Raw genomic sequence first — 24,554 nt, forward strand, 5'->3', positions numbered from 1 at the left:
CCTGAGACATCACTAAAATATGATCACAAACTCGATAAATTTCTTCAAGTTTATGGGTAACAAATAAGGTAATTCCATGATAGTTGGATAACACTTCAATTAACAGTTGTTCCATTTGACTGCGTAAATAGTTATCCAAGGCAGAAAGCGGTTCATCAAGCAATAATATTTCGGGATTAATCGCTAAGGCGCGAGCTAAAGCAACCCGTTGTTGTTGTCCGCCTGATAATTGATGAGGATAGTGTTTTTCTAATCCTTTTAAGTGGATTAATTCTAAATAATCATTAATTTTTTGATGGCGTTCTTCTTGGGATAAATATTGCAAACCAAACCCAATATTATCGGCGACGTTGAGATGGGGAAATAAAGCATAATTTTGAAACACAAAACCCACTCGCCGTTGACAAGCTGGAATATTAATTTTTTGGTCTGAATCAAATAATATTCGATGATTTAAAATAATTTGTCCGTGATGGGGGGTTTCTAAACCCGCAATACATCGTAAAGTCATACTTTTACCCGAACCCGACGCGCCTAATATCCCCAAGGGTTGAGAGTTGGTCTGAAATTTAATATTTAGGTTAAAATTAGAAAAATTTTTATTGAAATTAACCGATAATTGGGAATTTTGATTAATATTATGATTGCTTTTAAATTCAGAACTTAAAATAACATAATTATTTATTTTATTTCTATCAAAAAATCTGGAATTTTGAGAATCTGAACAGAGTTCGTTCGTTTCCTGTTCCCTGTTCCCTATTCCCTGTTCCCTATTAATAATTGAAATAACGATAACTGCAATAGTAACTAATATTACAACCCAAATTAAAGCGATATCTATTCTACCTGATTCTGCGGCTAAATAAATAGCAATCGGCATGGTTTGGGTTTGACCCGGAATACTTCCAGCTAACATTAAAGTTGCACCAAATTCCCCCAAAGCTCTCGCAAAGCTTAGAACCGTTCCTGCTACAATACCAGGTAGAGATAAGGGGATTAAAATCTGTCTAAAAATTCGATTTTCCGATGCTCCTAATGTTCTTGCGCAGTCTATTAAATTTGGATTAACTTGTTTAAATGCACTGAATACGGTTTTATACATGAAGGGAAAAGCAACTACAGTGGAAGCGATAACGGTAGCTGACCAACTAAAAATAATAGTAATATTAAATTGTTCTAATATTTGACCTAAAAAGCTATTTTTCCCTAAAATTAATAATAATAATAATCCTAAAACTGTTGGAGGTAAAACAATCGGTAAGGTTAAAAAACCGTCAATTATTCCTTTATATTGACCTCGATAATTAAACATCCATTTTGCTAATAATACACCAATAATAAAAGCAAAAAAGGTAGCACAAAACGAAGTTTTAAGGGATATCCAAAGCGGAGAAAGATCAAATTCCATTGATGAATAATCAAGTCAGTATTTGAAATCCATAATCCTTGAAGATTTGTTGTGCTTTTTGCTGAAATAAAAATTGCACAAACAATTTCGCCAGGTCAGGATATTTACTATTTTTTAAAATAGCAACCGGATAAATAATCGGACGATGGGAATTCGGGGAAGCTATCGCAACCATTTTAACCTGATTTGATAATTGAGCATCAGTTTTATAGACAATTCCAGCATCCACATTTCCCATTTCCACATAGGTTAAAGCTTGACGAACATTATTCGCAAAAACCAACTTAGGAGTGATAGTATTATATAAGCCTACATTGATCAAAATTTCTTGAGCATATTGTCCAGCCGGAACGCTACCCGGTTCTCCGATAACAATTTTATTAATATCAGGATTCGTTAATTGTTCAAAGCGAGAAATTCCGGTTTTTCCTTGAGGAACGATTAAAACCATCTGATTTCCAACTAGGGGTTTTTCGCTCTCAGGAATTAACAGATTTTTAGCCTTTAACGCTTCCATTTGTTGAGGAGAAGCCGAAATAAAGATATCAATAGGTGCTCCTTGTTCAATTTGCTGTTGTAAGGAACCCGAAGACCCAAAATTATAAATAATTTTAATATCAGAATTTTCCTGATTATACTCGAAAGCGATCGCATTGACAACATCTTTTAAACTAGAAGCAGCCGAAACCGTCAGGTTAATAGTCGGAGATGGTTGTTGATTAACTTGTGCAACGGTACAAGCGGATAATAACCCGAATAAACTATAAAAAATAAATCTTCTTCTTCCATAACCTCCCATGCTTATACCTCTGATTTAATCTGATTTCTTCTTACTGTTTAAAACTCCCCAAATCACCAACAATAGAAAGCTTAAATATCCACCAACAGCCAACCAATCTAAAATTCGACTATCAATTATAAATGTTGTAGGTTCCATCAGTTTAAAAATTTAGAATCAAAAAATAAGGTGGGTTAGACCCACCCTATCGGTTAAATTAAAGTCAAATTAGGATAGTAGGCTAACATATCATCGGTGCTAAGTGTATCGTCACTCGCTTGAGGTGTCCAAAGAATTTCTACTGCTAATAATTGTTCACTTCCAATGGAACCTAAGCGACTTAACGCTTGACGTAAAGTTTCAGGACTATTGACTTTAGGTAATTGAATTTGTCCTAATGTTCCTACTACTAACGTCACCACAATATATTCATTAACCGTTGGGGTTAAATCTCCAGTTTGGCTGACTAAATTCGCATTATTTCCAGTCAGACTAGGAGCAACTCCACCGATTAACTGATTGTTAACATTAGACAAAGTTTCTTCGGTAAATTTACTCCGTTCAGCTAAAGACCATTGATTAAATTTAGCTTCGGCGGAATTCATTCCTGTTTGTTCCGACTCCGATGAACCATAGGCCCAATATTCAGGATGGCGTAACAATGCTAAGGTGGCTTCCTGTAACACTTGAGCACGACCTGCGGCGGAACCTGTATCGGCGGTTTGGGCCATGCGGTCTAAATCTGATTGTAACGTTTTGGCTTGGGCTAGTAACCCCACTTGTAAACGTGCGACAGACACCGTTGGGTTGCTGCTGTATCCTGCTTCATCTTGTCCTGCGACTGAGCGAAAACTTCTGAACAGGAACCCGGCGATGGCGAGGAAAATCAGCAGGGAAAATAACCCGCCACCCCCAAACCCAAAAAAGGGAATAATAAAGGGAAATCCAAACCCTCCCCCTCCATAATAGCCCCCAGAAGCACGGCCAGGGCTGGGGTTATAGCTACGACTTGGAGCTCTAAAGGAACCTCCCCCCATGCGTCCCCCACTTCGAGCCGCTAGAACTCCATCGGCTTGACTCAAAAATAATACCGCAGCCAAACTGAAAATAGCTAAAGGTTTTAAAACTTTTTTGAACATAAAATCACATCTCATTTTATGTGGACTGAAAACTGGAAAATCCCCTTTAGGAAGAACACAGACGTTCTGTTTACTCCGGTTTACGGATTTCCTCACTTCCTTGATTGTGGGAGTTTTTCAGTGCTTTTACCTATAATGTAACGTTTTTTTAATTTTGCTTCATGATGATTGAGGTACGGAATTTACGATCTCAAGGAGGGACTTTTCTCCTGGTGTTCCTAACGGGTTTCTGTTATTTTTTGCAACCCACGAGGATGATCAACATTATAGTTGCGCGTTAATGCTAAATTTAAAGCAAATAGAAGAAATTTCTATTTTGAGAACGGGATAAGCGGGTTTAGTTTTTATTTTATATAAAGTTGCTATCATGTAATGATATTCACTATCCCGCACTAACTTTATACTTTTGAGGTTCTATAACTAAAGGCACTTCTTCAACAACCGGATGCTTTTCTAAGGTTAAATCTGATTTTTCTGAACCGGATAAACGCTTGAGTAATTGCGGTTTGGGATCATGAAGTAGATAGATAATCTGATCTCCCGCTTGCCAAGATTCCGAGGCGGGGATAACTTGTAGATTGCCATTTCTTTCGAGTAATAAAGGAATTAACTCTCCAGAACGAATTAACGCTTGTAGGTGAGCGCGTTGAAATTCCAAACCCGGTTCACGTAGGACGGTTTCTCCTAATTTCACTTCCCGGTCTTCCAGATAGGAATTCCACTGTTTTAACGGTAAATCAGGGATAAAAGCTTGTTGGATTTTTTCACGATTTACGGTTGTTTTGGTTTGGGGTTCACCGGGGAATAGTGCTAAAACACGAGGCGGTTTAAATTCCGTATTAGCTCTTTCTGCCAACACTACATTTACTTCCCCATTACTCGTCATGGCTAAGAAGGTTCCGATTGATTCTAATCCAGCTTCTTCTAATACATTGGGATCTAAGGCACTACTTTGATAAACCGTTAATCCTTGTTGTCGAGCTTTTTCACAGGCTTCTGTATCCGTATCAATCATGACGACTAATTCATCCCGTTCTTGAAATAATTTACCAATCAATCGACTCAAAGGATTTGAACCAACAATCACCGCCCCGGTTACAGAAATCGAAGTAACGCCTAGAGTTTTCGCCATCCATTGAGCCGTTAATCCTTGAATCACCACGGTCATAATAATCGTTAAAAACACTAATGCTTTAATTGAATCTCCCCCATTAATCCCGCGTTGAGTGAGTAAAATGGCAAATAAAGAGGCAACGGAAGCGGAAACAATTCCTCGCGGTGAAACCCAAGAGGCAAATAATTTTTGTCGCCAATTGAGATTACTCTTTAACGTACAAATCCAAATATTAATCGGACGCACGACCCACATTAAAGCTAAAACTGTTAATACACTTCCCCATCCCAAAGCCACAATACTATCTAAGGATAAATCCGCCGCTAATAAGATAAATAAAACCGAAACCGCCAGTATGGTTAATTGACCTTTAAATCGGAGTAGCTGACGCATATCGGGAATACCCACATAACGCACCATCATTCCCGTTACCACCGTTGTCATTAACCCCGATTCACTCATTAATAATTCCGCTACATCAAATAATCCCCAAAGGGCGGCTAATACGACTAAATTTTTTAATTCTTCTGACATAAATTGGGCGGTTTTCAAGAACCATCCCAAGATCGCGCCGCCAATCACTCCAATTCCGGCGCCAATACTTAAACGTAATAGCAATTGTCCCATAATTTCTAACGGGTCAGTATTGCCATTTAAAACCACATTCAGCACTAAAACGGCTAAAATTGCCCCAACCGGGTCAATTAAAACTCCTTCTCCTTCTAATAAGGCGGAAACCTGACGGTCTACAGACACTTGTTTGAGTAATGGCCCGATAACCGTTGGGCCAGTCACCACCACCAAGGAAGCGTAGAGAAAAGCGATGGGCCAAGGAAATTCTCCTAACCAATGGGCAGCCATTCCCGCCCCCATCAAGGTGATTAAAGTTCCAAAGGTGACTAAATTACGAATACTTCCAGAAACTTGACCTAAAGCCCGCAGGTCTAAACTTAATCCTCCTTCAAATAAAATTAAGGCGACGGATAGGGAGACAATCACTTCTAACCCACTTCCCAACAAGCTCGGCTGCACTAAACTTAAGCCATCATTACCTACGAGAATCCCGAATAATAATAGAAAGACGATGGCAGGAACTTTCAGGTAGTCTGCCAAGACTTGAGCCGTAATCCCTGCAATCACGGTAATCACCATGAGCAGGGTAATGTGAAAAGATGATGTTTCCATAGGCGTTATTGTCGCAGGCTACCCACTGAAATGGGAAGGGGTGTTCTGTTCTACTATACATTCTGCCCAAATCTAGGTTAGAGGGAGCCAGAAGAGCAGCAGCAGTCAGGACAATTCAGTGACTTGGGAAGATGATTCAGTCTTAATCCTATAATTTGAGTGGTTTGTAAATCTTTAAAATTATTATCGCTAATCAGAATTAGCGATCGCTCACCTCCGGGTAAGGGAGAACCCCAAGTTAATCCTTCTATATTATCAATCCCAATTTTTAAACGGCTTAAATCGAATAATAATGTTTTTTCAACCGGGATCATTTGACGCTGAGTTGTTTTTAAACTCGTCAAATCTTGTATATGATCAGCTTTTTCTAAAGAAACGAAAAATAATTTAATCGTATATCCTAAACCCAAGGAAAAAGACCGTTCTAAACTGATCAGATGTTGAGAATCAATGGCTAATAAATCAACCAACCCTTGTCTATCTAAATTTTGGGCAAAAAAAGAAGAATTGGCTAAAGGATCAGTGACATACAAAAACTCAGCATCGGGTTGATTTGTTGATAAATTATATCGTAAAATTCGACAAGGCGTTCCTTGGTCTAAATTAGCATTTTCTCCATCTTGAATTAAAGCACTTTCATTCGCTGTAAATAAATAGGTTTTATCCGGTGTTAATGTTAAACTTTCAAAAGCTAAATTATAACGAACTCCTCGGTTATTATTCCCATTGCTATCAAAAAACGTTTCAGGAATCGGTAAAGCTCTTAACCATTCGCCTTTCAGAGAAAATTCTTGAATAAAAGGGGGAATATTCTGATAAAGATTACCTTCTGAAGCAATAAAAATGCTATTTCCTGAAAATGCAATTCCTTCAGGATCAAGAGTATCTTTTGTAAAGGGTTTTCCGGTTTCTGTTAATAAGGAAGTCACCCCAATGACACTTACCCCAGTTTCGGAAAGAGAACCGGAAATTAAATCAATCTTGAGGGTATAAAATCGAGCTTGATTTTTATCGCTAGGGTCATCGGATAAGGCATAATAAACTTGTTGTTCAGGATTATAACTAATTCCTGATAAGCCGCCAACTTCTGTATTTTCGTAGATTAATCCTGTGGGGAGTTTTGCTTGTCCAATAAAATCAATAACGGTCGCAATTGCAACATTAAAAGTGCTGAACATTAAAAAGAAAATTAATGTTAGAATTAAAAGTAAAGTCGATAATAATAGTTTCATTGATTTGATACCCGTCAAACAAACAGATCGATTTTTAAATATTTATTTTAAGTTAAGTACAAACCGAAATAATAATCATGATCATTCCAGTAATCACTAAAAAAATTCTAATATTAGCTGAATTAAAAATCGGGTTAATTACCGGATTTTTTTGAGTTAATGAAAGTTGAAATTGATGTAAAAATAAACTAAATCGAGCGATCCCAAAACCCAAAGCAATTAACGAAATACAAGTTCTTAACCAAGCTAAAAACGTTCGTTTATTCGCTTGGTGTTCTTGTTGATGAGCAAATTTGGGTTCTGGAGTCATAAGTTATAGCGTAAGTCTATATCAATTTTACAACTGTTGTTACAATTTCTTGTAGGGGCGATGTCTCCTCACCCTGACCGAAAAATATAGTAAAAAAACACAGGCTTTTATGAATGATTAAGAAAGTCGGTTAACCATTCTTTAATATGAAATGTAGCGCGACAGTCATCTTCATTATATTGAACAATTGCATCTAATAACTTGCGATCGCCTGTTTTTAACCATTGTTCATACCAACAAACCGATTGAGCCCCGTTAGCTTTGGGATCACGCCATTCAAACCCCAACCATTTCGCCACAGGTTTGAGCGCGTAACTTTCAACTGGAAGTGTCACGGTTTCTGTCATTTTAGCATGAAGATCAATCAATCGTTTTAACACAGGTTTCCACCAATAATCCGGGGTATTATACATTGTTGCTAATCGTTTAATCGTTTTCGGTTCATAATCACAAAAATGAAAAATCGGCGCAATGGGATAAGTCCAAACTAACTCTAAAAATTGTTTCCAGATTAACTCCTCTTGGCTTTGAATTTCAGCCAAAAAAGGATAAAATTTCTGTTGATTAGACATCCGATCAATCACCAAAATTCCATGTAAATAATCTAAGTTTAATTCGGGTTGAGCTTCAATGTCAAAATAAAGTTCAACAGGAAATTTTTTTAATTTATTTTGATAAACTTCAGTAAAATTATCTAACCCATACCCAGAAATAAAATTTTCTTCAAAACTCATAAACTCTTCTTGACGTTTAATCGCTTTACTCTCTAAATTAGATTCTGCTTGTTTAATAATTTGTAAAGCCACTCCTTCGGCGAATTCCGGGTAAACTTCCAATTGTTCTGGGGTGGCTTGCGCTAAGGTTTCAACCGTTGTTACATTCAATTCTTTTAATTTTTGATAACGACTGGGAGTGACACCCGGAATTAAAGAAAGATGATTTTGCGATCGCGCCACATCCAAACAATAACTATACCATTGACACAAATTACATTTTTGCCTTGCAATAAAAACTTCCGGTTCATCTTGGGATAAAACCATCTTTAAATAATCCCTTAAAACCTGGTGCATTTGAGGAAGACGTTGTTCTAAATTCACCGCATAAGGAGGTTTATCTCGTAAAATTAACCATCCGGTTTCCGGTTGGGATTCTTGAATGTCTTCTAATAAATAAGCGTGAAAAGCAGCGACGATTTGATAATCGAGTTTAGGACGTTTCCCTAATTTAATATCCTGAGAGACATAAACCCAATTTCCAAATTTAGAAGCTCCAGGTTGTTTAATTAATAATTCAGGAGAACTGAGCAATTTGATCTCAATCGTAGAATCTGATGCTATAATATTCCAAAGATTAATTCTCTCTGATTTCAGCAAAACCCCCTGATAAATCCGTTCAACTCCCTGCTGCATTAACTCTAAGGTTTTTCTGGCTCCTAACTCCCAATCTCCAAAAAAAGGCTCTAGTTTAGAATAAGGATAATCAGATAAAATACTATTTTGATAAGCTGAACTATCCTGCATCAGTTTCAGTAAAAAATCACTGGGGGGCTCTTGTCGAGAACTATCTCCATAACGATCTAAAAATGCACGTCTTTGACAGCGTTGATAAAGCAACAGTTGTTTATCGGTAATAAGCATGATAATTTAGGTATTAATAATAAATCTTAAACTTAAAAGTGTTCCTTGGTGAAAAATAACCAATCCTTAATATGATGATCAGTCCTTCCCTAGAAAGCCATCGCCAAAAATTTCCCGCCTTAGCGAATAAAGCTTATTTTAATTATGGCGGACAAGGGCCGTTACCCCAAGTGTCAATGGATGCTATTCTTCAAGGGTATAACGAAGTACAGTGTTCTGGCCCCTTTTCCCGTAAAATCAATCAATGGCAAAATCAAGAAACCCAGTTAACACGCCAACTTCTCGCCACAGAGTTAGGAATTTCTCCCGAAACCCTCAGCTTTACCGAAAATGTAACGGTTGGTTGTAATATTGCCTTGTGGGGAATGGCTTGGCAACCTGGAGATCATCTGTTAATTTCCGATTGTGAACACCCAGGAATTATCGCAACCGTTCAAGAACTTCAAAGACGTTTTGACCTGAACGTTTCGTTTTTTCCCCTGAGAGAAACCTTAAACCAAGGTGATCCCGTTGAGATGATTTTCAACTTTTTAAAACCGAATACTCGTTTATTAGTGATTAGTCATATTTTATGGAATACCGGTCAAGTTTTACCCTTAACAGAAATTGTTAACCTGTGTCATCAAAATTATAACACAAAAGTCTTAGTCGATGCGGCTCAATCTGTTGGAGTTTTACCCCTTAAATTAACAGAAACTAAGGTTGATTTTTATGCCTTTACAGGTCATAAATGGTTCTGTGGGCCAGATGGGTTAGGAGGATTATATATTCGTGCTGAATCTTTATCAGAATTATCCCCAACCTTTATCGGATGGCGAAGTATTATCACCAATGAACAGGGAAAACCCATTGCATGGACACCCGATGCCAAACGTTATGAAGTTGCCACTTCCGCCTATCCATTATATGCAGGATTACGCCATGCCATCAATCTTCATCATCAATGGGGAACCCCAATAAAAAGATATCAACAAATTTGTAAAAATAGTCAATATTTGTGGGAAAAATTATCAGAAATTCCACAAATTCAATGTTTAAGAACGGCTCCCCCGGAAGCGGGTTTAGTCTCCTTTCAACTGAACACGATAAAATCCCATCAATCTTTAGTCAACCATTTAGAAAGCAAAGGTATTTTCCTGAGAACTCTTCTTGATCCCAATTGCGTTAGAGCCTGCGTTCATTATTTGACTCTTCCTTCAGAAATTGATCAACTCATAGAAGGGATCAAGCAGTTCATAGCTTCCCTATAAACCCTAGGCTGAGTCAATGAAGAATCGTAAAGAAATGTTAACTCTTTTTTAAAAAACCCCAGATTTTAGGATGGATTTTTAAAGATTTCATAAAATTCAAGGCTAACTGCCTTTACTTATCCTTTAATTGATTACAGTAAAACCAAACTTACCGTTAAGCTGTTCTCTGTTCCCTTGAAAAGTAGTGTTCTAGCGATTATCAACCAGAAAGAAATTCTGCTTTCAAAATATGATCCAATCAGACCCTAGTTTACCCGATAGAAATATTGTTTCTTTCGTGAGTTCTATTGATGGTTTATTAGAAAATTGGGGGTATAAACGCATTGGTATCCCTTGGGAACAAGTGGAATATAATCCCCAAGTTCATAAACCAGATACCACCGATATTCAACCTGGAGAGATGGTTTTTGTTCGCTTTGTTGGATATCGAGATGGAGATCGAATTTGCTGTCCTGCTACCGTCAGCCGAACTTTACCCAAGGGATTCAAATAAATCAACGTCATTCTAACAACAATCAACCTTTATTGTTTCACCTTAAAATAAGGATTTGGATCTTCTGCAACCCATCCTAAATCGGAATTATAACGGATTTCAAAATGCAGATGAGGTTCATGACTATCCGGTTGTCCTGTGGTTCCCACCGTTCCTAATATATCTCCTAAATTCACCGATTGACCGACTTTAACCTCAATTTGATCCAGATGAGCATAACGGGTTTGTTTCCCCGACGAATGATTAACCACCACTAATTTTCCATAGCCTTCCCGTTCTCCCGCAAAGGCGATTTTGCCCGCCCCAACGGATAACACCGGAGTTCCTACGGTTGCGGTTAAATCTAACCCACTGTGAAACACCACCCGACCCAAAACCGGGTTCAATTGCCAACCATAACCCATTTGCATCGTCGTTGGTTGGGGTAACGGATAACCCGATAGCAGGGATAAAGCCGGAATAGGAGGGCCTTTAGGCGACCAATTCACACCCGGAAGAAACAAGGCTGTTGGTTGGGTTTGACAACCATTAACTTCAAAAACCACGTCAGGGCGGGCATTATACGCTTTAACGACTTCTTGCCAAGAACGACCCGGAGGAATATTCACTTGAATGCCATTGTAAGGAGGAATCACAATTTCTGTTCCGGGGGTCACGGGCTGTTGCTGTAAAATCGGATTCATCCCCAGTAACGTTGCAGGAATTAAATTATATTGGCGGGCGATACTTTCCAGGGTTTCCCCTGCCTCCAAACGATGACGTTTTAAACGAGATAAAACCGGAGTGGGACAAACCGCTTGCGCTTCCGGTTGAGTGTCTTGTGATTTCATCATCGGTAAAGGAGCCACCAACATCCCCATTAGATTTCCAATTACCCCAAAAAATAGGATTCCTAAACGTTTAAACCTCATGGACATTCATTAAATTTAACGTAAAATAAGCAGATGATGGGTTGATGTCCCAGTCTTAGATTAGCAAAGGATTTGGGCGTATCTCTTAATCAACATTATCCCTCAGAGATCACAAACTCCAGGTTCAAGATGTGCTAATCACAGTTAAAGAGTGATGGTTTAATCCTCTTCCTCTTAAGATTAGAGAACACAGAACCAGTTTCAGTAGACCTTCAACAGCATTGTATTTCCAGACCGCACCATAAATGGATTTATCATTCAAACAGTTTACGGTATATCTGGCTTTACTCTCCGTCGGTGGCGGGGCGGGATGGTTAGGCAGTCGTTATGTCCAAACCAATAGCCCTACCCAATTATCGGCGACCATTACCACCGCTAAACCCTTACCGACCGTTCCCCCCCCAACCTTTCCCGAACAACCGGTCATTGACCGCAGTAGTCCAAATTTTATTGCCGCAGCCGTAGAAATTGTTGGCCCAACGGTGGTGCGGATTGATGCCACTCGCAAATCGGAACAAGATGTCCCCGACGCCTTTAAAAACCCGCTATTTAAACGGTTTTTTGGCAATCAAATGCCCACCCCCGAAGAACGGGTGCGCCGAGGAACCGGGTCAGGATTTATTCTGCATTCCGATGGTCGGATTATTACCAATGCTCACGTTGTCGATGGAGCCGATACGGTGCAAGTCACCCTTCATGATGGTCGGGTCTTTGAAGGGAAAGTCAAAGGCGTTGACCCCATCACCGACGTTGCGGCGGTGAAAATAGACACGAAAGAGTTACCAACCGCTCCCATCGGATTTTCTGAGAATTTAGTTCCGGGACAGTGGGCCATCGCCATTGGCAACCCTCTGGGATTAGATAATACCGTGACCATTGGAATTATTAGCGCCACAGGTCGTTCCAGTACCCAAGTTGGTATTCCTGATAAACGAGTTCGCTTTATTCAAACCGATGCTGCGATTAACCCCGGAAATTCTGGAGGGCCGTTATTAAACGATCAAGGTCATGTGATTGGCATTAATACGGCCATTCGAGCCAATGCCCAAGGGTTAGGATTTGCCATTCCCATTGAAACGGCCATTCGCATCGCCAGTCAACTGTTTATTAAGGGAAAAGCGGATCATCCCTATTTGGGGGTGCAAATGGTGGAACTCAACCCCACCCTTAAAGCTGAAATGGATCAACAACTGGAAGTCAGCCTGACTCAAGATACGGGAGTAATTGTGGTTAGGGTGGTGGAGGATTCGCCAGCCGCTGTGGGGGGAATTCTCAAAGGAGATATTCTCGTGAAAGTGGACGGCGTTGCGGTGAATACGCCATCTCAAGTTCAAGAACAAATTGAAACTAAGGCGGTCGGAGCGGAACTCCCGATCCAAATTAATCGCCAAGGTCGACAACAAACCTTGATCATTAAAACCGGGGTGTTCCCCGAATCGGCCTTAGCCGGGGAATTTAACAATTAGGAATCAATCGAACCCGTTCGAGAGAGGTTTTCTTCTAAGTGCATCCGTTGTTCCATCTGGCGTAAAAAATAACCTGTCATCATTGCTGATGCTAACAAACCCGCCAAGTTTTCCCGGTTGGTTGTAATTTGCACATCGAAGTGATCAGAAGGTAAAACACCGACTAATCCTTGGACGTTTCTGCTAATAATTTCTTTAATGTCTGAACTAGCGGACTGAGCAACGGTCGCTAGAACATCAGGATGTTGACTTTGCAAATAGGTTAATAACTGGTTTTCGGCAGTCTCTTGAACATCAGATTTGAGAAAGTCAGGGTTAAAAACCATGATGTGTGTCTCTATGTCAGGCTTATGCTATTTATAGTTTACCCTACTGTACTGGAGAATCGAGAGGTAGATCCTCAGTAAAATTCAAAGCTAATTGTTTGGGAAGCTCATCGACTTGGAAATACTGATGGAATTTTTTGGTGACTTGTAGCCAATAGGAACGAGCGTTGGGTTGTTTGCGTTTCTGGACAAACCCCAGTTCGACCAGTTCTTGAACTTGTTGATAGGCTCCTGATCCTCTTAATTCGACTAAATCGGTTTGAGTAATGCCACCATTGAGGGCAATCGCCGCTAAGGTTCTTAACGCACCAACTCCTAACTCTGGGGCGACTAAGGTGTGCATTAACTCCATATAAGCTTCTCGTAATTGTAGCGTATATCCCGAATCGGTTTCTACCACTTCTAAGGCACTATCTCGATGAGCATAGTCGGACATGAGTTGAATTAAGGCTTCTTCCGCTTCTTTGCGATCGCACCTTGCTAATTCTGCGAGTCCAGCAAGGGAAAGCGGTTGACCTTTTAAATACAAAATTGCTTCGATTTTCGCCAATAAACTCATGTTCAATCACGGATCACAGATCACGGTTTGCAGTCCCTAACTGTTGACTTTACACAGTTGCCTGTCAACCGTCAACTTGAGATTGACAACAATCCCTTCGACAAGCTCAGGACAAGTTTCTTAGCGATGAAATAATTTTTGTATCCTTTTTAACAAAATATCTGTACACTTCCCCCTCGAAAAGGATATTTTTGTCAATGATCTGAAGGTAGATTTTAATAGCAAGATAAGATTCATTAAACTTAACAAAAATATAGAATAACTGTAAGTTAGATGACAAAGTTAAAGCGATCAATCCGACACAATTGAAAACAGATCAGATTTGGGAGGCTTCACAATGACAATGCAAAATTCAGTTCCCTCCAATTGCCGTAATTGCCGTTATTACAAACCCGAAGGGCGACGGGGGGGGACTTGTCAACTGTTTCATGCTCCCGTTCAAAGCCATTGGAAATCCTGCACTTTAGCGACTTTACCCTTTATTTACTTATGGGATCGAGCCGATGCTGAATTTCAAGGAGTAGAGGAAGGTCAAGATCCAAGAGTACGTTTAAGAGATAATCTGGTATAAATCTGATTGCTAATTCTGAATGAATATTAATTAGATTTAGATTTTATAACAGGGGGATGAAATTCAATTTTTAGAACAATTAGCGGTATATTTAGCCCTTGCCATTCAACAATCCAATTTATTAAAATAAGCCCAACAAAACCAAGCTCAATTAGAAATTGAAGTTCAAGAACGCACGAAACAACTAGAACAAGAATTGATTGAACGTGCGGCTGCTGAAGCCAAAATCCTCGAACGCTTTTTGAATTCAGTTGTTATACTAAAAAAGAATAATCTTATCATCAACTGAGAACTCTATGAGAGAAATGTTAGCAGATGCGCTCGAAGTCTTTGATCGACACAGTGGTTGGATTATTTGGAATCTGTTTCTTGCTTTTATTCCCTTAGCCTTAAGTTTTTGGCTATTTCGGAGAAGACATATTTCTCGAACTTGGTTTTGGTGGATCATTTATATCATTTTTATTGCCTTTTTACCCAATGCACCTTATTTACTCACAGATATTATTCATTTAATTCGGGCTACTCGCGCTGGATATTCGGTTTGGATTATTACTTTAATTTTTATTCCCCTTCATGTCTTTGCCATTTTGAGCGGTTTAGAAGCCTATGTTGTTTCGATTATTAATCAAAATCATTATCTTAAAAAGCTAGGGTTAAAACGTTATATTTTTCCATCAGAAATCATGACTCATATTTTATGTGCAGTGGGAGTATTTTTAGGACGATTTCGACGGTTTAATAGTTGGGATTTAGTGACTCAACCGGATGTTGTTTTGGCAAAAACATTAGATGATTTAACCAGTAAAAAGCCTTTATTAGTTATTTTTATTACATTTATTGTGATCACCATTTCCTATACGTTAATGAAGCAAATTACTTTTGGATTAATGCTTCAGTTTCGGCGAATTTATTTGGGGTTAGAAGAATTAGACCCTGAAGAAATTATCAAGAAATAAATCCAGACATCGGGTTTAAGGTGTGGGATTTACGGAGAAATTAGCGATCAAAACGACAAATATATTTAGGATTCAATGGACATTGAGTAGATTGGAGAGGATTATTTTGTACAAACAAAAAGCGCAATTTAGTTAAAGATTTTAAATTACTAATATCAGCGACTTGATTCGAGGTGAGATAAACTTCAATTAATGCTTTTAAATCCTGAAGGGGAGAAATATCAGCAATTTGATTATAACTTAAATTGAGTCGAGTTAATTGAGTTAACTTTTGTAGCGGACGCAGATCAACAATCTGATTATGGCTTAAATCCAATTCTGTTAAATTGGTTAAACTTTGTAAGGGAGTTAGATCGGAAATCTGGTTATTATTAATCCTCAAAGATGTGATATGATTTAATCCCGTTAATGGACTTAAATCAGAAATCAGCAAGGTACTTAAATCTAAGGTTTCTTGTTCAGACAGCATTTGAGCAGCGCGATCGCAATTAGAAGTTCCCACCTGTTGTAATAAAACATCTACAGTTCTTTTAGTTGCCGTTGGTAACTGTTGACGATTTGAACACCAATCTTGAAAGGTTTTAAAATTGCTGGTGTCTAGTTGGAATTGAGCTAAACTCGTAGGAGATAACCCGATCACAATTAACCCCGATAAAATTCCTAAAATTTGGGATTTAAGGTTATTTATTGTTAATAATTGATTCATAAAAAAATCCTCATTTGGATGATAGTAAACGATTTTAAGTTTTAGTTTAAGTTAGTCAATCCATCTATCTTTTAATGATGCCCTACTAATCATTTAATATATCACTAAAAAAGAACATCTTTTCAAAAATATTGATTTTCGTTATTTTTAGGGCATACGTGAGTAGACAATACTCTTGTGTTCCCATCAGGAGAACTGCGGTCAGGAGGCCACCAAGGGAATGACAAAAGACCTCGATAGAAAATAAAATTTTGATCAGGATCGTTTAAAATAAAAATAGTATTGTAAAATATTGTTATCAAAATATCACTGATCGAGCGATCGCTAATTTTCTTAATTCTTAAACTTCTAAACCAATGAGTATTCGCGGGATTGACGTTTCTGATTACCAGCCTAACGTAGATTGGCAAGCCGTTGCCCGTTCTGGTATTGCTTTTGCGATTATCAAATCAACCGAAGGAGAAAGCTTTGTTTGTGAAGTTTTTTCCCGCTATTGGGAACAAACAAAAGCGAATGGTTTAATTCGGGGTGCTTATCATTTCTTTAGACCCGCTACTGATCCGATTAAACAAGCCTATCATTTCCTGAAAACCGTTAAACTTCAAGATGATGATCTTCCCCCTGTTTTAGATATTGAAACCATGGGAGGATTAGAAGCAGCAGCAGTTTGTGATCGAGCGGCACAATGGATTGATGTGATGGAAAAAGAAACGGGTTTTCGTCCTATTATTTACACCTATCCGGGGTTTTGGCAAAAACTAAATACCACCCGTTTTTCAGATTATCCTTTATGGATTGCCCACTATACAACGGCTGAACAACCGATGATCCCAGGAGGTTGGAAAACCTGGGTTTTTTGGCAATTTACCGACCAAGGGAAAGTAGAAGGAATTACTGGGGGAGTTGATGTTAATTTATTTGAAAGTGTTCGCCGAGGAGATAAAGGAACAAAGGTTGAAAAAATTCAAACCTTACTGAAAAATCGAGGTTATGATCCCGGCATTATTGATGGTAGTTTTGGGAATGGAACCGAAACAGCTTTAATGAAATTTCAACAAGCTAAAAAGTTAACAGCCGATGGAATTGCTGGGTTAAAAACTTGGGCCGCATTAATGGGACGTTCAGAAGGTTTTGTCTTACCTGTAGGAAGTACAGAACCCACTCCTGCACCGACTCCAGAACCCACTCCCGCACCCACCCCAGCCCCACTTCCTTCGATTGAATTAATTGATATTTGTAAAGTTTATAAAGGAAATCCAGGTCAAGATCAAGTCTTAGGATGGTTACAACAACAAATTCCTCAACCGACGTTATTAGAGTTTTCTAAACTGTGGCGAAACCAACCTAAAACACAAACAGTTGTTGTCAAGTTAATTGATGTTTGTAAATATTATCGAGGTTTACCCAGTCAAGATCAAGCCTTACGTTGGTTACAGGAAAAAATCCCACCGACAGTGTTAAGTGAATTAGCTCAACAATGGAACCAACAAACCCTCCCACCACCAAGTATTAAATTACAAGATGTTTCTAAATATTACAAAGGTTTACCCAATCAAGTCGCCGCCTTAGATTGGTTACAAAGTCAAATTCCTCCCGCTACTTTAGATGAATTTAGCAAAAAGTGGCGACAACCTGCACCGAAAAAATAAACTGTTATTCTCCCATTAAACTTTCAGGTTTGATGGGAGAGTCTGATCAAGAAGAGATCAGGAGAGATAAATTTATGTAACAATAGCAGATTAATTCCAGGAAATATATGATATAATAAACTCGGTTAACAGTTTTGTTAACCCCCTAAACCCACATCTTTAACCCTGCTTTTTTTGAGAGACTGATGAATGTTTTAACAATTTAATCAGTCGAGTTTTGCGTTTAAACTTATTTCAATTCCAGGGGAAGATATGGGTATCGGTAAAGTCTTATTAGGGGCATTAGCCATTTCGGGTATAACGACATTTTTAGGAATGCAATGGATCAACTCTCAACAACAGCAAACCATTGCTCACGTTCAAACTCAAATTTCTGAACTGGAATCCAAAAAAGTGTCAGATCTCAATACTTTAAAAGCAACCCATAATCAATTGAAAGCTTTGAATCATAGTTTAGATCAAACACTGAAATTACCAAGTGTTCCTGAACCCGTCCCACTGCAAAACCTGCGTTCAAAATTAGAAAAACTTGAAGCCCAGTTCAAACCTGAAACTCAGGCATTAGAGAATTTAGAAACGGCTCAAAAATTAGCCATGTCAGCTTCTGTTCTCGTTCAAAATCCTCCCCATCCGGCTCAAGTTTGGTTAGATGCAAAACAACAATGGCAACAAGCAATTGATTTATTAAAGGATATTCCTAAAACCACCTATACCTATTCTGAAGCTCAAAAAAAATTGACCAGTTATCAGCAAAATTATGCTATAATTCGTGATAGAGCAGAACAAGCCAATCAAGCGGTGCAACTGAATAATAAAGCACTCAAACAAATAGAACTCGCTCAATATCAACAAGCCATTCAAAGCTTAAACCAAGCGACAAAATTAAATCCAGGGTTAATCGAATCTTATTTGAATCGAGGCGCTGTTTATGCTCGATTAAATAGTCATCAATCGGCGATCGCGAATTTTAATCAAGCCCTTAAAATTAATCCTGAAAGTTCCGAAGCCTATTTATTAAGAGGAGAGCAATATTTAGGAAATAAAGATTATAGTCTCGCCATCTGGGATTATACTCAAGTGATTAAATTGAATCCCAATAATAGCAATGCTTATTTAGATCGAGGCTATATTTATCGAGAATTAAATGAAACCGAAAAAGCGATCGCTGACTTTAAAAAAGCCTCGGAATTATTAGGAAATAGTGGAGATGCTAAGACGCAACAATTAACCCTAATTATTCAAGAATTAGAAGCTTCTCGCCCGGTCATTATTGTAGAACAAGATGACGATGATCATGACTACAAGCTAAGACGGAAGAAAAATACTTCTTCTACAAGTTCGAGTCCGAGTCGCAGTCGGAGAAGACGATAACAGACTCTAAACCCACAATTAGGGTTAATTAACAGTCGCCAAGTCCGGTTAAAACCCGAACCCAAGGTATCATAACTGTAGCCTAATCGATAGGGAAATAAAGTATTTAATATCATGCAAACTTCAAGACACATATCGACTGTTTTTATAAAAAAAGTATAAAAAACCTGCTTTGAATAGCTAAAATGATGATATTATCAATAATATTCAGGACGTATTGAGTCAAAAACCATGTCTTTTTTGAGAAAAGGATTGATCTTTTTCCTGACCTGCTTAGTCGGTTTTACTGTTACCATTACCCATCATTTTCACTTTTCTCCGGTTTCCGCAACGCCAATAACTATTATTGCTCAAATTCCAACCGTTAATTTAAGTCAACTACCATCAGAAGCCCGGAATACTTTAAAATTAATTGATCAAGGCGGCCCTTTTCCTTACCCAGAAAAAGATGGCTCAACTTTCTTTAATCGAGAAAGATTATTACCCAATAAACCCAATGGATATTATCGAGAATATACTATACCGACTCCAGGGGAAAGAAGTCGGGGAGCAAGGCGCTTTGTTGTCGGTATTCAGGGGGAAATTTATTACACCAGCAACCATTATCAAAGTTTTTTTAGGGTTTTAAGACAATGAATCAAATATTAAACCTGATACAAGGTGAAACTCAACCGAATATTTATCAGTTTCCCTTAGATATTTCTCCAGAAGAATTATCTCAATTTTGTCAAGAGTATAGCTGTGAGTTATTTTATTTTGATGGGGGTACAATTAACAATAAATCTAATTTTCTAAAAACCGCCAGCACGGTAATGAATTTACCTGAATATTTTGGCTATAATTGGGATGCTTGGGAAGATTGTTTGACTGATCTCAGTTGGTTTGAAGCTTCATCTTATTTGATTGTTTATGATCAATGGCAAAATTTCGCTGAGAATTATCCTGATGATTGGCAAATCTTAACTGATATTTTTTCAGAAGCGATCGCCTATTGGCAAAAAAGAAATAAGCGATTTTCTGTATTATTAGTCAGTTATTACTAAGGTATAATCCAAATAGGACTGACACAAACAAATTGTTGTGCAATTGATTTTCATTAAAAATTAACCAGAATTAACCAAATTGGAATGCGTAAAACCATGACTTATCACTTATCTACTTTTCTGAGTTACTTTCAAAAGTATCTTAGTTCAACAGGCATTTTACCAATAATTCTAGTATCTATGATTTGCGGTTGTTCATTTGTGGAAAAACCACAAGCTACTTCTTCTACACCCGCACCTATAGCTACATCAACTCAAACTCCTTCTCCCCCTCCTCAACCTGACTCGTTTAGGGAAGCAGTTAGCAAAGCAATGAAAGTTGCTGTTAGTGTTCAATCTGCTAAATCTCTGGAAGATTGGAATGAAATTGCTCGTCAATGGATGGAAGTTATTGACTTGCTAAAAACTGTACCTTCTTCTAGTTCTAATTATGAAATTGCTCAAAAAAAAATTATGGAATATCAGAAAAATCTTGATTATGCTAGTCAACAAGTTTCTCGGTTAGATCCTTTTAACCAAGCTACAGAAAAAGCGAAGAAAGCAGCCAACCTCACACAAACTGCAAAATCTTACGATCAGTGGAATCAGGTATTAAATTTATGGAAAGAAGCGATCGCATTATTAAACACAATCTCAGAATCTCATCCTAAAAGCAGTTTAGCTAGGCAAAAATCAACAGAATATCAAACTAATTTAGATTATTCTCAACAGCAAGTTATCAAGAATGATCCTTTTAGTCAAGGAATGGCTAAAGCTGAAGAAGCTGTTCAACTTCAGCCTTATGCTATTTTAGAAGCTGATTGGAATCAAGTTGCTCGTTCTTGGCAAGAAGCAATCAATTTCCTGAAAAATGTTTCTCAAAACCATCCCCAAAAAGATTTAGCAAATCAAAAGATTTCCGAGTATTCAAAAAATTTAACTTATGCAAAACAGCAGGCTAATTCTATGAAGCAAGCTGCCGAAGTTGCTATACAAAGTTCTTCATCAATTCCTGAACCTGCTCCACAGCCCAGTCCCCCTAAACCGCCTGCTTCTAATCAAAAACCTAGTCCTCCTAAACCCTCTAATTCTAATCAAAAACCGAATCAATTACCACCTTCTAATTCAGCAAGAGACTTTTTAGAGGATTACTTGAATGATGTTGTTAATAAAGGTAATTACGGGTATGGCTATTGGTGTAAATCATCAAAGGATCTAGTTAGTCGCTTGTATTCACCTAGAAACTATCAAATTTTAGATGTTAATGATTATAGCAACAAAGCATCAGCTGTTGTTAGGATAGATTCTAGTACAAAGGGAGGATTTGCAGTTACACAAAATTGGAATTTTTACCTGGATCAAGAAGCCGGGAAATGGTGTTTGACTTTAATAATTGAACAATGATAAAATAATGGGATGATTGCTTTTTATATCTACGAAATATTCTATAATGTAAGTAGAGATGAGGTAATGCCAATGGATTTTTATAGCGTTGTTCTTAAAAAAAGTGCGGGCTATTGGGTCGCATTATGTTTAGAAAATGGGATTGTTGCTCAAGGGGAAAATCCTGAACAATCGATTAGTAAACTTCAAGAAGCGATTGAATCTTTTTTATTAGTCTGTGAAACCGAGGAAAAAGTTGATCAATCTCCTATTTCGATTTTAGAACTCCATGAATTTTTAACCATTGATGAGGATAATCAATCAAATAGTTATGAATTAAGGAAGGTCTATGCCTAAAAACATCCCTTCATTAAAACCAAGAGAACTAATTAAAATTTTAGAAAAAGGTGGATGTAAATTTTATCGAGAAGGGAAAGGAGATCATTGCTTATATATTCGTCTAATTCAAGAAAATAAACGAATTGTTCCCATTGATATCGGTGCGAAAGAAATGTCACCTGCTTATGTGTTAAGGATTTTTCGGCAATTTGGCTTTACTGATGAAGAAATCGATCAACTATTAAAATAAAACCCAACTTTAACCCCTTTCAATCCAATTTCACTACCCGAAAAATAGCTGTGCCAGTTGTGTAAGTCTTGGACTTCTTACAATGCGATCGCACCGTCATAAGGGTATCAGGGTATATAATGATTGGGTTGATATTATCGTTTATAATGAGTAGATACATTAGTTTAATCAGGAGCGTTGATATGGTTGTTCTTGATATAGATAATATTAAAGATACAATTAAGGGTTTAACAATTCCCCTGAAATCATACCCTGATGATTTTCTGGGATTTTATCAAAGGATTAATAACAGTATTTATGGTGAAATCAATATCATTAAACAGTTACAGGGTATTGATTTAATTATTGTTGAAAATTTGTATAAAAATTATTATCGCTCAGAAATTAGTCCTCATGTCATTATCCAAAAACATGAACAGGAAACAGCCAATATTTGGATTTTAGGCAATTTTGAACCTGAAAATCAAATTGCTTGGGAATTATCAGAAGTTTTTGCAGACTTTTATGTTGAATTTTTGCTGATGCCTATTTTTCATATTTTTAACTATGCTGATATTAAACCAGAATTAATACAGGAATTGAAACAGGGAATTATTGTCTATGAATGCGAAGAAAATTTATCAAGAAATAGCGCAACGGTATATTGAGAGTGCTAAACAGCTAGTTGCTGCTAGTAGCGAAATTCAAGAAGTGATTGGCTTTCTTGTTTATCATGCTTTAGAATCTATTGCTTGTGCTGTAATCGTACATTTTAAAAGTTCTATCCCGATGAACCATGAAACCAAATTAAATATGTTTTTACGATTTTGTAAGCGATATTTTTCAGATGTCGTGAATGTTAAAAAGATTGCTACAGTTATTTCTCGAATCAATAACTATGGTTATCGAGAAAAGTTTCTCTATCCTGAGTTTCAATCTGATGATAGTTATAAAGCACCTCATGAGCAAATTACCATCACTCAGGCTAGATTATTAATTCAAGATGTTGATAGAATTGTTAATCAAATTATAAATCTAATTTAATACTGTAAATCCAGTCACCCTTTTAGACGTACAATAGAAGAAATGAACCAAAACACTAACGCGGGGAAATAATTGTCAGAATATCCTGACATTTTCCCCCGTTTGTCATGCTCTATCTTAAATTGGAGACTTTAAACAGTGGTTGCACAATATCCTGACACTTACGAAGCCAAAACACAAGAGATTGCTAAACAACTTTTGGCGGCGACCCAAGAGAAAAAACGGTCATTGTTCGGACAGTTACAAGACCAAATGCGCTTTGATGATAAACTCATGGACTGGGCAATGTCAAACCCCGGTTTACGAGTGCAATTGTTCCATTTTATTGATTGTTTACCCGCATTGCGAAGTAAACCTGAAATTGCAGCCCATTTACAAGAATATCTGACAACAGAAGCAGTTGAACTTCCTGATGTTCTCAAAAAATTACTCAATTTTGCGAACCCTGACTCCCTCCCCGGACAACTAGCAGCAACAACGGTAGCGCCTGCGGTGGAAACCTTAGCCCAAAAATATATTGCAGGTGCTAATATTCCCAAAGTCATTAAAACCTTAGAACAGTTACGCAAAGATAAAATGGCGTTTACGGTTGATTTATTAGGGGAAGCCGTTATTACTGAAACTGAAGCACAATCTTATCTAAATAATTATTTAGAATTGATGGAAAGTCTCAGCGATGCGGCTAAAAAATGGTCAACTATTCCCCAAATTGATGAAGCCGATGGCAAACCAATTCCTAAAGTTCAAGTTTCCGTTAAATTAACCGCATTTTATTCTCAATTTGACCCCTTAGATGCAAAAGGAAGTGAAGAAAAAGTCGGAGAACGTATCCGAATTTTATTGCGTCGGGCAAAAGAATTGGGGGCGGCGGTACATTTTGATATGGAACAATACGCCTATAAAGATTTAACCTTCAGCATTTTAAAAAATCTGTTGATGGAAGAAGAATTCCGCAGCCGCACGGATATTGGCATGACGGTGCAAGCTTATTTACGAGAGTCTCAAAAAGATTTAGAAGGCATTATAGAATGGGTGAAATTACGAGGTTATCCCGTTAGTGTCCGATTAGTTAAAGGAGCTTATTGGGATCAAGAAACCATTAAATCTATGCAGAACGATTGGCCCCAACCTGTCTATAACGATAAGGCTGCAACGGACGCTAATTTTGAACGATTAACCCAATTGATGTTAGAAAATCATCAATATATTTATTCTGCTATTGGTAGCCATAACGTTCGTTCTCAAGCCAGAGCGATCGCCATTGCAGAAACACTAAATGTGCCTCGTCGTGCCTTTGAAATGCAGGTTTTATATGGCATGGGCGACCAACTTGCAAAAGCTTTAGTGCAGAAAGGATATCGGGTGAGAATGTATTGCCCCTATGGGGATTTATTACCCGGAATGTCCTATTTAATTCGGCGGTTATTAGAAAATACGGCTAATAGTTCTTTTGTGCGTCAAAGTTCAGAAAATCGC

Annotated in this window: 26 protein-coding genes; 15 read left to right on the forward strand and 11 right to left on the reverse strand. The window is 37.8% G+C overall.

Features of this window, described 5'->3' with window-relative positions; genetic code table 11:
• From modB to ACKPEB_RS03155, 7 genes are all read right to left on the reverse strand, one after another.
• Positions 1 to 1,408 (reverse strand): molybdate ABC transporter permease subunit (gene modB / locus ACKPEB_RS03125; protein WP_408963330.1); only part of this gene is annotated, 1,408 nt, incomplete at its 3' end.
• Between the two features lie 10 nt (positions 1,409 to 1,418).
• Positions 1,419 to 2,207: a molybdate ABC transporter substrate-binding protein gene (gene modA / locus ACKPEB_RS03130; protein WP_408963331.1), complete on the reverse strand. Its 789-nt coding sequence runs from the start codon at positions 2,205 to 2,207 to the stop codon at positions 1,419 to 1,421.
• 191 nt (positions 2,208 to 2,398) lie between these two features.
• Positions 2,399 to 3,325, reverse strand: a complete 927-nt coding sequence (locus tag ACKPEB_RS03135; protein ID WP_408963333.1) for a DUF1517 domain-containing protein — start codon at positions 3,323 to 3,325, stop codon at positions 2,399 to 2,401.
• Positions 3,326 to 3,707: 382 nt separating this feature from the next.
• A complete protein-coding gene (locus ACKPEB_RS03140; protein WP_408963334.1) occupies positions 3,708 to 5,624 on the reverse strand; it encodes a cation:proton antiporter in 1,917 nt (638 codons plus the stop codon).
• 77 nt (positions 5,625 to 5,701) lie between these two features.
• Positions 5,702 to 6,856: an esterase-like activity of phytase family protein gene (locus ACKPEB_RS03145; protein WP_408963335.1), complete on the reverse strand. Its 1,155-nt coding sequence runs from the start codon at positions 6,854 to 6,856 to the stop codon at positions 5,702 to 5,704.
• Positions 6,857 to 6,908: 52 nt separating this feature from the next.
• On the reverse strand, positions 6,909 to 7,166 hold the full coding sequence (locus ACKPEB_RS03150; protein WP_408963336.1) for a YidH family protein: 258 nt from the start codon (positions 7,164 to 7,166) through the stop codon (positions 6,909 to 6,911).
• A 107-nt stretch (positions 7,167 to 7,273) separates the two neighbouring features.
• A complete protein-coding gene (locus tag ACKPEB_RS03155; protein ID WP_408963337.1) occupies positions 7,274 to 8,803 on the reverse strand; it encodes a TM0106 family RecB-like putative nuclease in 1,530 nt (509 codons plus the stop codon).
• A 74-nt stretch (positions 8,804 to 8,877) separates the two neighbouring features.
• On the opposite strand from ACKPEB_RS03155, the gene ACKPEB_RS03160 reads away from it, so the two are divergent.
• Complete coding sequence (locus tag ACKPEB_RS03160) at positions 8,878 to 10,053, forward strand: aminotransferase class V-fold PLP-dependent enzyme (RefSeq protein WP_408963355.1); 1,176 nt, start codon at positions 8,878 to 8,880, stop codon at positions 10,051 to 10,053.
• Positions 10,054 to 10,282: 229 nt separating this feature from the next.
• Positions 10,283 to 10,546 carry a hypothetical protein gene (locus tag ACKPEB_RS03165; RefSeq protein ID WP_408963338.1) on the forward strand — a complete coding sequence of 88 codons (264 nt, stop codon included), beginning with the start codon at positions 10,283 to 10,285 and terminating at the stop codon, positions 10,544 to 10,546.
• A 29-nt stretch (positions 10,547 to 10,575) separates the two neighbouring features.
• Here ACKPEB_RS03165 and ACKPEB_RS03170 read toward each other — a convergent pair whose 3' ends face one another.
• The gene (locus ACKPEB_RS03170; protein WP_408963339.1) at positions 10,576 to 11,457 is read right to left on the reverse strand and encodes a LysM peptidoglycan-binding domain-containing M23 family metallopeptidase; all 882 of its coding nucleotides are present in this window, start codon (positions 11,455 to 11,457) and stop codon (positions 10,576 to 10,578) included.
• A gap of 245 nt (positions 11,458 to 11,702) precedes the next feature.
• On the opposite strand from ACKPEB_RS03170, the gene ACKPEB_RS03175 reads away from it, so the two are divergent.
• The gene (locus tag ACKPEB_RS03175; protein ID WP_408963340.1) at positions 11,703 to 12,923 is read left to right on the forward strand and encodes an HhoA/HhoB/HtrA family serine endopeptidase; all 1,221 of its coding nucleotides are present in this window, start codon (positions 11,703 to 11,705) and stop codon (positions 12,921 to 12,923) included.
• On the opposite strand, the gene ACKPEB_RS03180 is transcribed toward ACKPEB_RS03175, so the two are convergent.
• Positions 12,920 to 13,249: a DUF760 domain-containing protein gene (locus tag ACKPEB_RS03180; RefSeq protein WP_408963341.1), complete on the reverse strand. Its 330-nt coding sequence runs from the start codon at positions 13,247 to 13,249 to the stop codon at positions 12,920 to 12,922. The genes ACKPEB_RS03175 and ACKPEB_RS03180 overlap by 4 nt on opposite strands.
• A 43-nt stretch (positions 13,250 to 13,292) precedes the next feature.
• Positions 13,293 to 13,808 (reverse strand): SMC-Scp complex subunit ScpB, encoded by a 516-nt coding sequence (gene scpB / locus ACKPEB_RS03185; protein ID WP_408963342.1) that lies wholly within the window; start codon positions 13,806 to 13,808, stop codon positions 13,293 to 13,295.
• Between the two features lie 337 nt (positions 13,809 to 14,145).
• Between scpB and ACKPEB_RS03190 the strand changes: the two genes are divergently transcribed.
• Both ACKPEB_RS03190 and ACKPEB_RS03195 read left to right on the forward strand, forming a co-directional pair.
• Positions 14,146 to 14,379: a hypothetical protein gene (locus ACKPEB_RS03190; RefSeq protein ID WP_408963343.1), complete on the forward strand. Its 234-nt coding sequence runs from the start codon at positions 14,146 to 14,148 to the stop codon at positions 14,377 to 14,379.
• Between the two features lie 296 nt (positions 14,380 to 14,675).
• The gene (locus ACKPEB_RS03195) at positions 14,676 to 15,335 is read left to right on the forward strand and encodes a DUF1361 domain-containing protein (RefSeq protein ID WP_408963344.1); all 660 of its coding nucleotides are present in this window, start codon (positions 14,676 to 14,678) and stop codon (positions 15,333 to 15,335) included.
• 40 nt (positions 15,336 to 15,375) lie between these two features.
• Here ACKPEB_RS03195 and ACKPEB_RS03200 read toward each other — a convergent pair whose 3' ends face one another.
• Entirely contained in the window at positions 15,376 to 16,041 is a 666-nt protein-coding gene (locus ACKPEB_RS03200; protein ID WP_408963345.1) for a leucine-rich repeat domain-containing protein, read from the reverse strand.
• A 356-nt stretch (positions 16,042 to 16,397) separates the two neighbouring features.
• Here ACKPEB_RS03200 and ACKPEB_RS03205 point away from each other — a divergent pair, with 356 nt between their 5' ends.
• The 10 genes from ACKPEB_RS03205 to ACKPEB_RS03250 form a co-directional block, all read left to right on the forward strand.
• Positions 16,398 to 17,690: a GH25 family lysozyme gene (locus tag ACKPEB_RS03205; RefSeq protein WP_408963346.1), complete on the forward strand. Its 1,293-nt coding sequence runs from the start codon at positions 16,398 to 16,400 to the stop codon at positions 17,688 to 17,690.
• Positions 17,691 to 17,942: 252 nt separating this feature from the next.
• On the forward strand, positions 17,943 to 19,061 hold the full coding sequence (locus tag ACKPEB_RS03210) for a tetratricopeptide repeat protein (RefSeq protein WP_408963347.1): 1,119 nt from the start codon (positions 17,943 to 17,945) through the stop codon (positions 19,059 to 19,061).
• A gap of 231 nt (positions 19,062 to 19,292) precedes the next feature.
• Complete coding sequence (locus tag ACKPEB_RS03215; RefSeq protein ID WP_408963349.1) at positions 19,293 to 19,697, forward strand: ribonuclease domain-containing protein; 405 nt, start codon at positions 19,293 to 19,295, stop codon at positions 19,695 to 19,697.
• The gene (locus tag ACKPEB_RS03220) at positions 19,694 to 20,104 is read left to right on the forward strand and encodes a barstar family protein (RefSeq protein WP_408963351.1); all 411 of its coding nucleotides are present in this window, start codon (positions 19,694 to 19,696) and stop codon (positions 20,102 to 20,104) included. The genes ACKPEB_RS03215 and ACKPEB_RS03220 overlap by 4 nt, the downstream gene beginning before the upstream one ends.
• A 201-nt stretch (positions 20,105 to 20,305) precedes the next feature.
• Positions 20,306 to 21,487 (forward strand): hypothetical protein, encoded by a 1,182-nt coding sequence (locus ACKPEB_RS03225; protein WP_408963352.1) that lies wholly within the window; start codon positions 20,306 to 20,308, stop codon positions 21,485 to 21,487.
• 66 nt (positions 21,488 to 21,553) lie between these two features.
• A complete protein-coding gene (locus tag ACKPEB_RS03230; protein WP_199313995.1) occupies positions 21,554 to 21,823 on the forward strand; it encodes a type II toxin-antitoxin system HicB family antitoxin in 270 nt (89 codons plus the stop codon).
• Positions 21,816 to 22,055 (forward strand): type II toxin-antitoxin system HicA family toxin, encoded by a 240-nt coding sequence (locus ACKPEB_RS03235; RefSeq protein WP_190516662.1) that lies wholly within the window; start codon positions 21,816 to 21,818, stop codon positions 22,053 to 22,055. The genes ACKPEB_RS03230 and ACKPEB_RS03235 overlap by 8 nt, the downstream gene beginning before the upstream one ends.
• A gap of 182 nt (positions 22,056 to 22,237) precedes the next feature.
• Entirely contained in the window at positions 22,238 to 22,702 is a 465-nt protein-coding gene (locus tag ACKPEB_RS03240) for a hypothetical protein (RefSeq protein ID WP_408963353.1), read from the forward strand.
• On the forward strand, positions 22,656 to 23,078 hold the full coding sequence (locus tag ACKPEB_RS03245) for a hypothetical protein (RefSeq protein WP_190516659.1): 423 nt from the start codon (positions 22,656 to 22,658) through the stop codon (positions 23,076 to 23,078). The genes ACKPEB_RS03240 and ACKPEB_RS03245 overlap by 47 nt, the downstream gene beginning before the upstream one ends.
• A gap of 138 nt (positions 23,079 to 23,216) precedes the next feature.
• Positions 23,217 to 24,554 (forward strand): proline dehydrogenase family protein (locus ACKPEB_RS03250; protein WP_408963354.1); only part of this gene is annotated, 1,338 nt, incomplete at its 3' end.

Source organism: Planktothrix sp., assembly GCF_046067725.1.
GTDB lineage: Bacteria > Cyanobacteriota > Cyanobacteriia > Cyanobacteriales > Microcoleaceae > Planktothrix.

What these genes read in the sequence shown, in the direction of transcription:
- ACKPEB_RS03165 (WP_408963338.1), top strand. Translation starts at nt 10,283, where the DNA reads ATGATCCAATCAGACCCTAGTTTACCCGATAGAAATATTGTTTCTTTC.
- ACKPEB_RS03140 (WP_408963334.1), bottom strand. Translation starts at nt 5,624, where the DNA reads ATGGAAACATCATCTTTTCACATTACCCTGCTCATGGTGATTACCGTG.
- ACKPEB_RS03150 (WP_408963336.1), bottom strand. Translation starts at nt 7,166, where the DNA reads ATGACTCCAGAACCCAAATTTGCTCATCAACAAGAACACCAAGCGAAT.
- ACKPEB_RS03215 (WP_408963349.1), top strand. Translation starts at nt 19,293, where the DNA reads ATGTCTTTTTTGAGAAAAGGATTGATCTTTTTCCTGACCTGCTTAGTC.
- ACKPEB_RS03145 (WP_408963335.1), bottom strand. Translation starts at nt 6,856, where the DNA reads ATGAAACTATTATTATCGACTTTACTTTTAATTCTAACATTAATTTTC.
- ACKPEB_RS03220 (WP_408963351.1), top strand. Translation starts at nt 19,694, where the DNA reads ATGAATCAAATATTAAACCTGATACAAGGTGAAACTCAACCGAATATT.
- scpB (WP_408963342.1), bottom strand. Translation starts at nt 13,808, where the DNA reads ATGAGTTTATTGGCGAAAATCGAAGCAATTTTGTATTTAAAAGGTCAA.
- ACKPEB_RS03245 (WP_190516659.1), top strand. Translation starts at nt 22,656, where the DNA reads ATGAATGCGAAGAAAATTTATCAAGAAATAGCGCAACGGTATATTGAG.
- ACKPEB_RS03195 (WP_408963344.1), top strand. Translation starts at nt 14,676, where the DNA reads ATGAGAGAAATGTTAGCAGATGCGCTCGAAGTCTTTGATCGACACAGT.
- ACKPEB_RS03200 (WP_408963345.1), bottom strand. Translation starts at nt 16,041, where the DNA reads ATGAATCAATTATTAACAATAAATAACCTTAAATCCCAAATTTTAGGA.
- modA (WP_408963331.1), bottom strand. Translation starts at nt 2,207, where the DNA reads ATGGGAGGTTATGGAAGAAGAAGATTTATTTTTTATAGTTTATTCGGG.
- ACKPEB_RS03210 (WP_408963347.1), top strand. Translation starts at nt 17,943, where the DNA reads ATGGGTATCGGTAAAGTCTTATTAGGGGCATTAGCCATTTCGGGTATA.
- ACKPEB_RS03160 (WP_408963355.1), top strand. Translation starts at nt 8,878, where the DNA reads ATGATCAGTCCTTCCCTAGAAAGCCATCGCCAAAAATTTCCCGCCTTA.
- ACKPEB_RS03190 (WP_408963343.1), top strand. Translation starts at nt 14,146, where the DNA reads ATGACAATGCAAAATTCAGTTCCCTCCAATTGCCGTAATTGCCGTTAT.
- ACKPEB_RS03175 (WP_408963340.1), top strand. Translation starts at nt 11,703, where the DNA reads ATGGATTTATCATTCAAACAGTTTACGGTATATCTGGCTTTACTCTCC.
- ACKPEB_RS03205 (WP_408963346.1), top strand. Translation starts at nt 16,398, where the DNA reads ATGAGTATTCGCGGGATTGACGTTTCTGATTACCAGCCTAACGTAGAT.
- ACKPEB_RS03155 (WP_408963337.1), bottom strand. Translation starts at nt 8,803, where the DNA reads ATGCTTATTACCGATAAACAACTGTTGCTTTATCAACGCTGTCAAAGA.
- ACKPEB_RS03170 (WP_408963339.1), bottom strand. Translation starts at nt 11,457, where the DNA reads ATGAGGTTTAAACGTTTAGGAATCCTATTTTTTGGGGTAATTGGAAAT.
- ACKPEB_RS03135 (WP_408963333.1), bottom strand. Translation starts at nt 3,325, where the DNA reads ATGTTCAAAAAAGTTTTAAAACCTTTAGCTATTTTCAGTTTGGCTGCG.
- ACKPEB_RS03180 (WP_408963341.1), bottom strand. Translation starts at nt 13,249, where the DNA reads ATGGTTTTTAACCCTGACTTTCTCAAATCTGATGTTCAAGAGACTGCC.
- ACKPEB_RS03240 (WP_408963353.1), top strand. Translation starts at nt 22,238, where the DNA reads ATGGTTGTTCTTGATATAGATAATATTAAAGATACAATTAAGGGTTTA.
- ACKPEB_RS03230 (WP_199313995.1), top strand. Translation starts at nt 21,554, where the DNA reads ATGCCAATGGATTTTTATAGCGTTGTTCTTAAAAAAAGTGCGGGCTAT.
- ACKPEB_RS03235 (WP_190516662.1), top strand. Translation starts at nt 21,816, where the DNA reads ATGCCTAAAAACATCCCTTCATTAAAACCAAGAGAACTAATTAAAATT.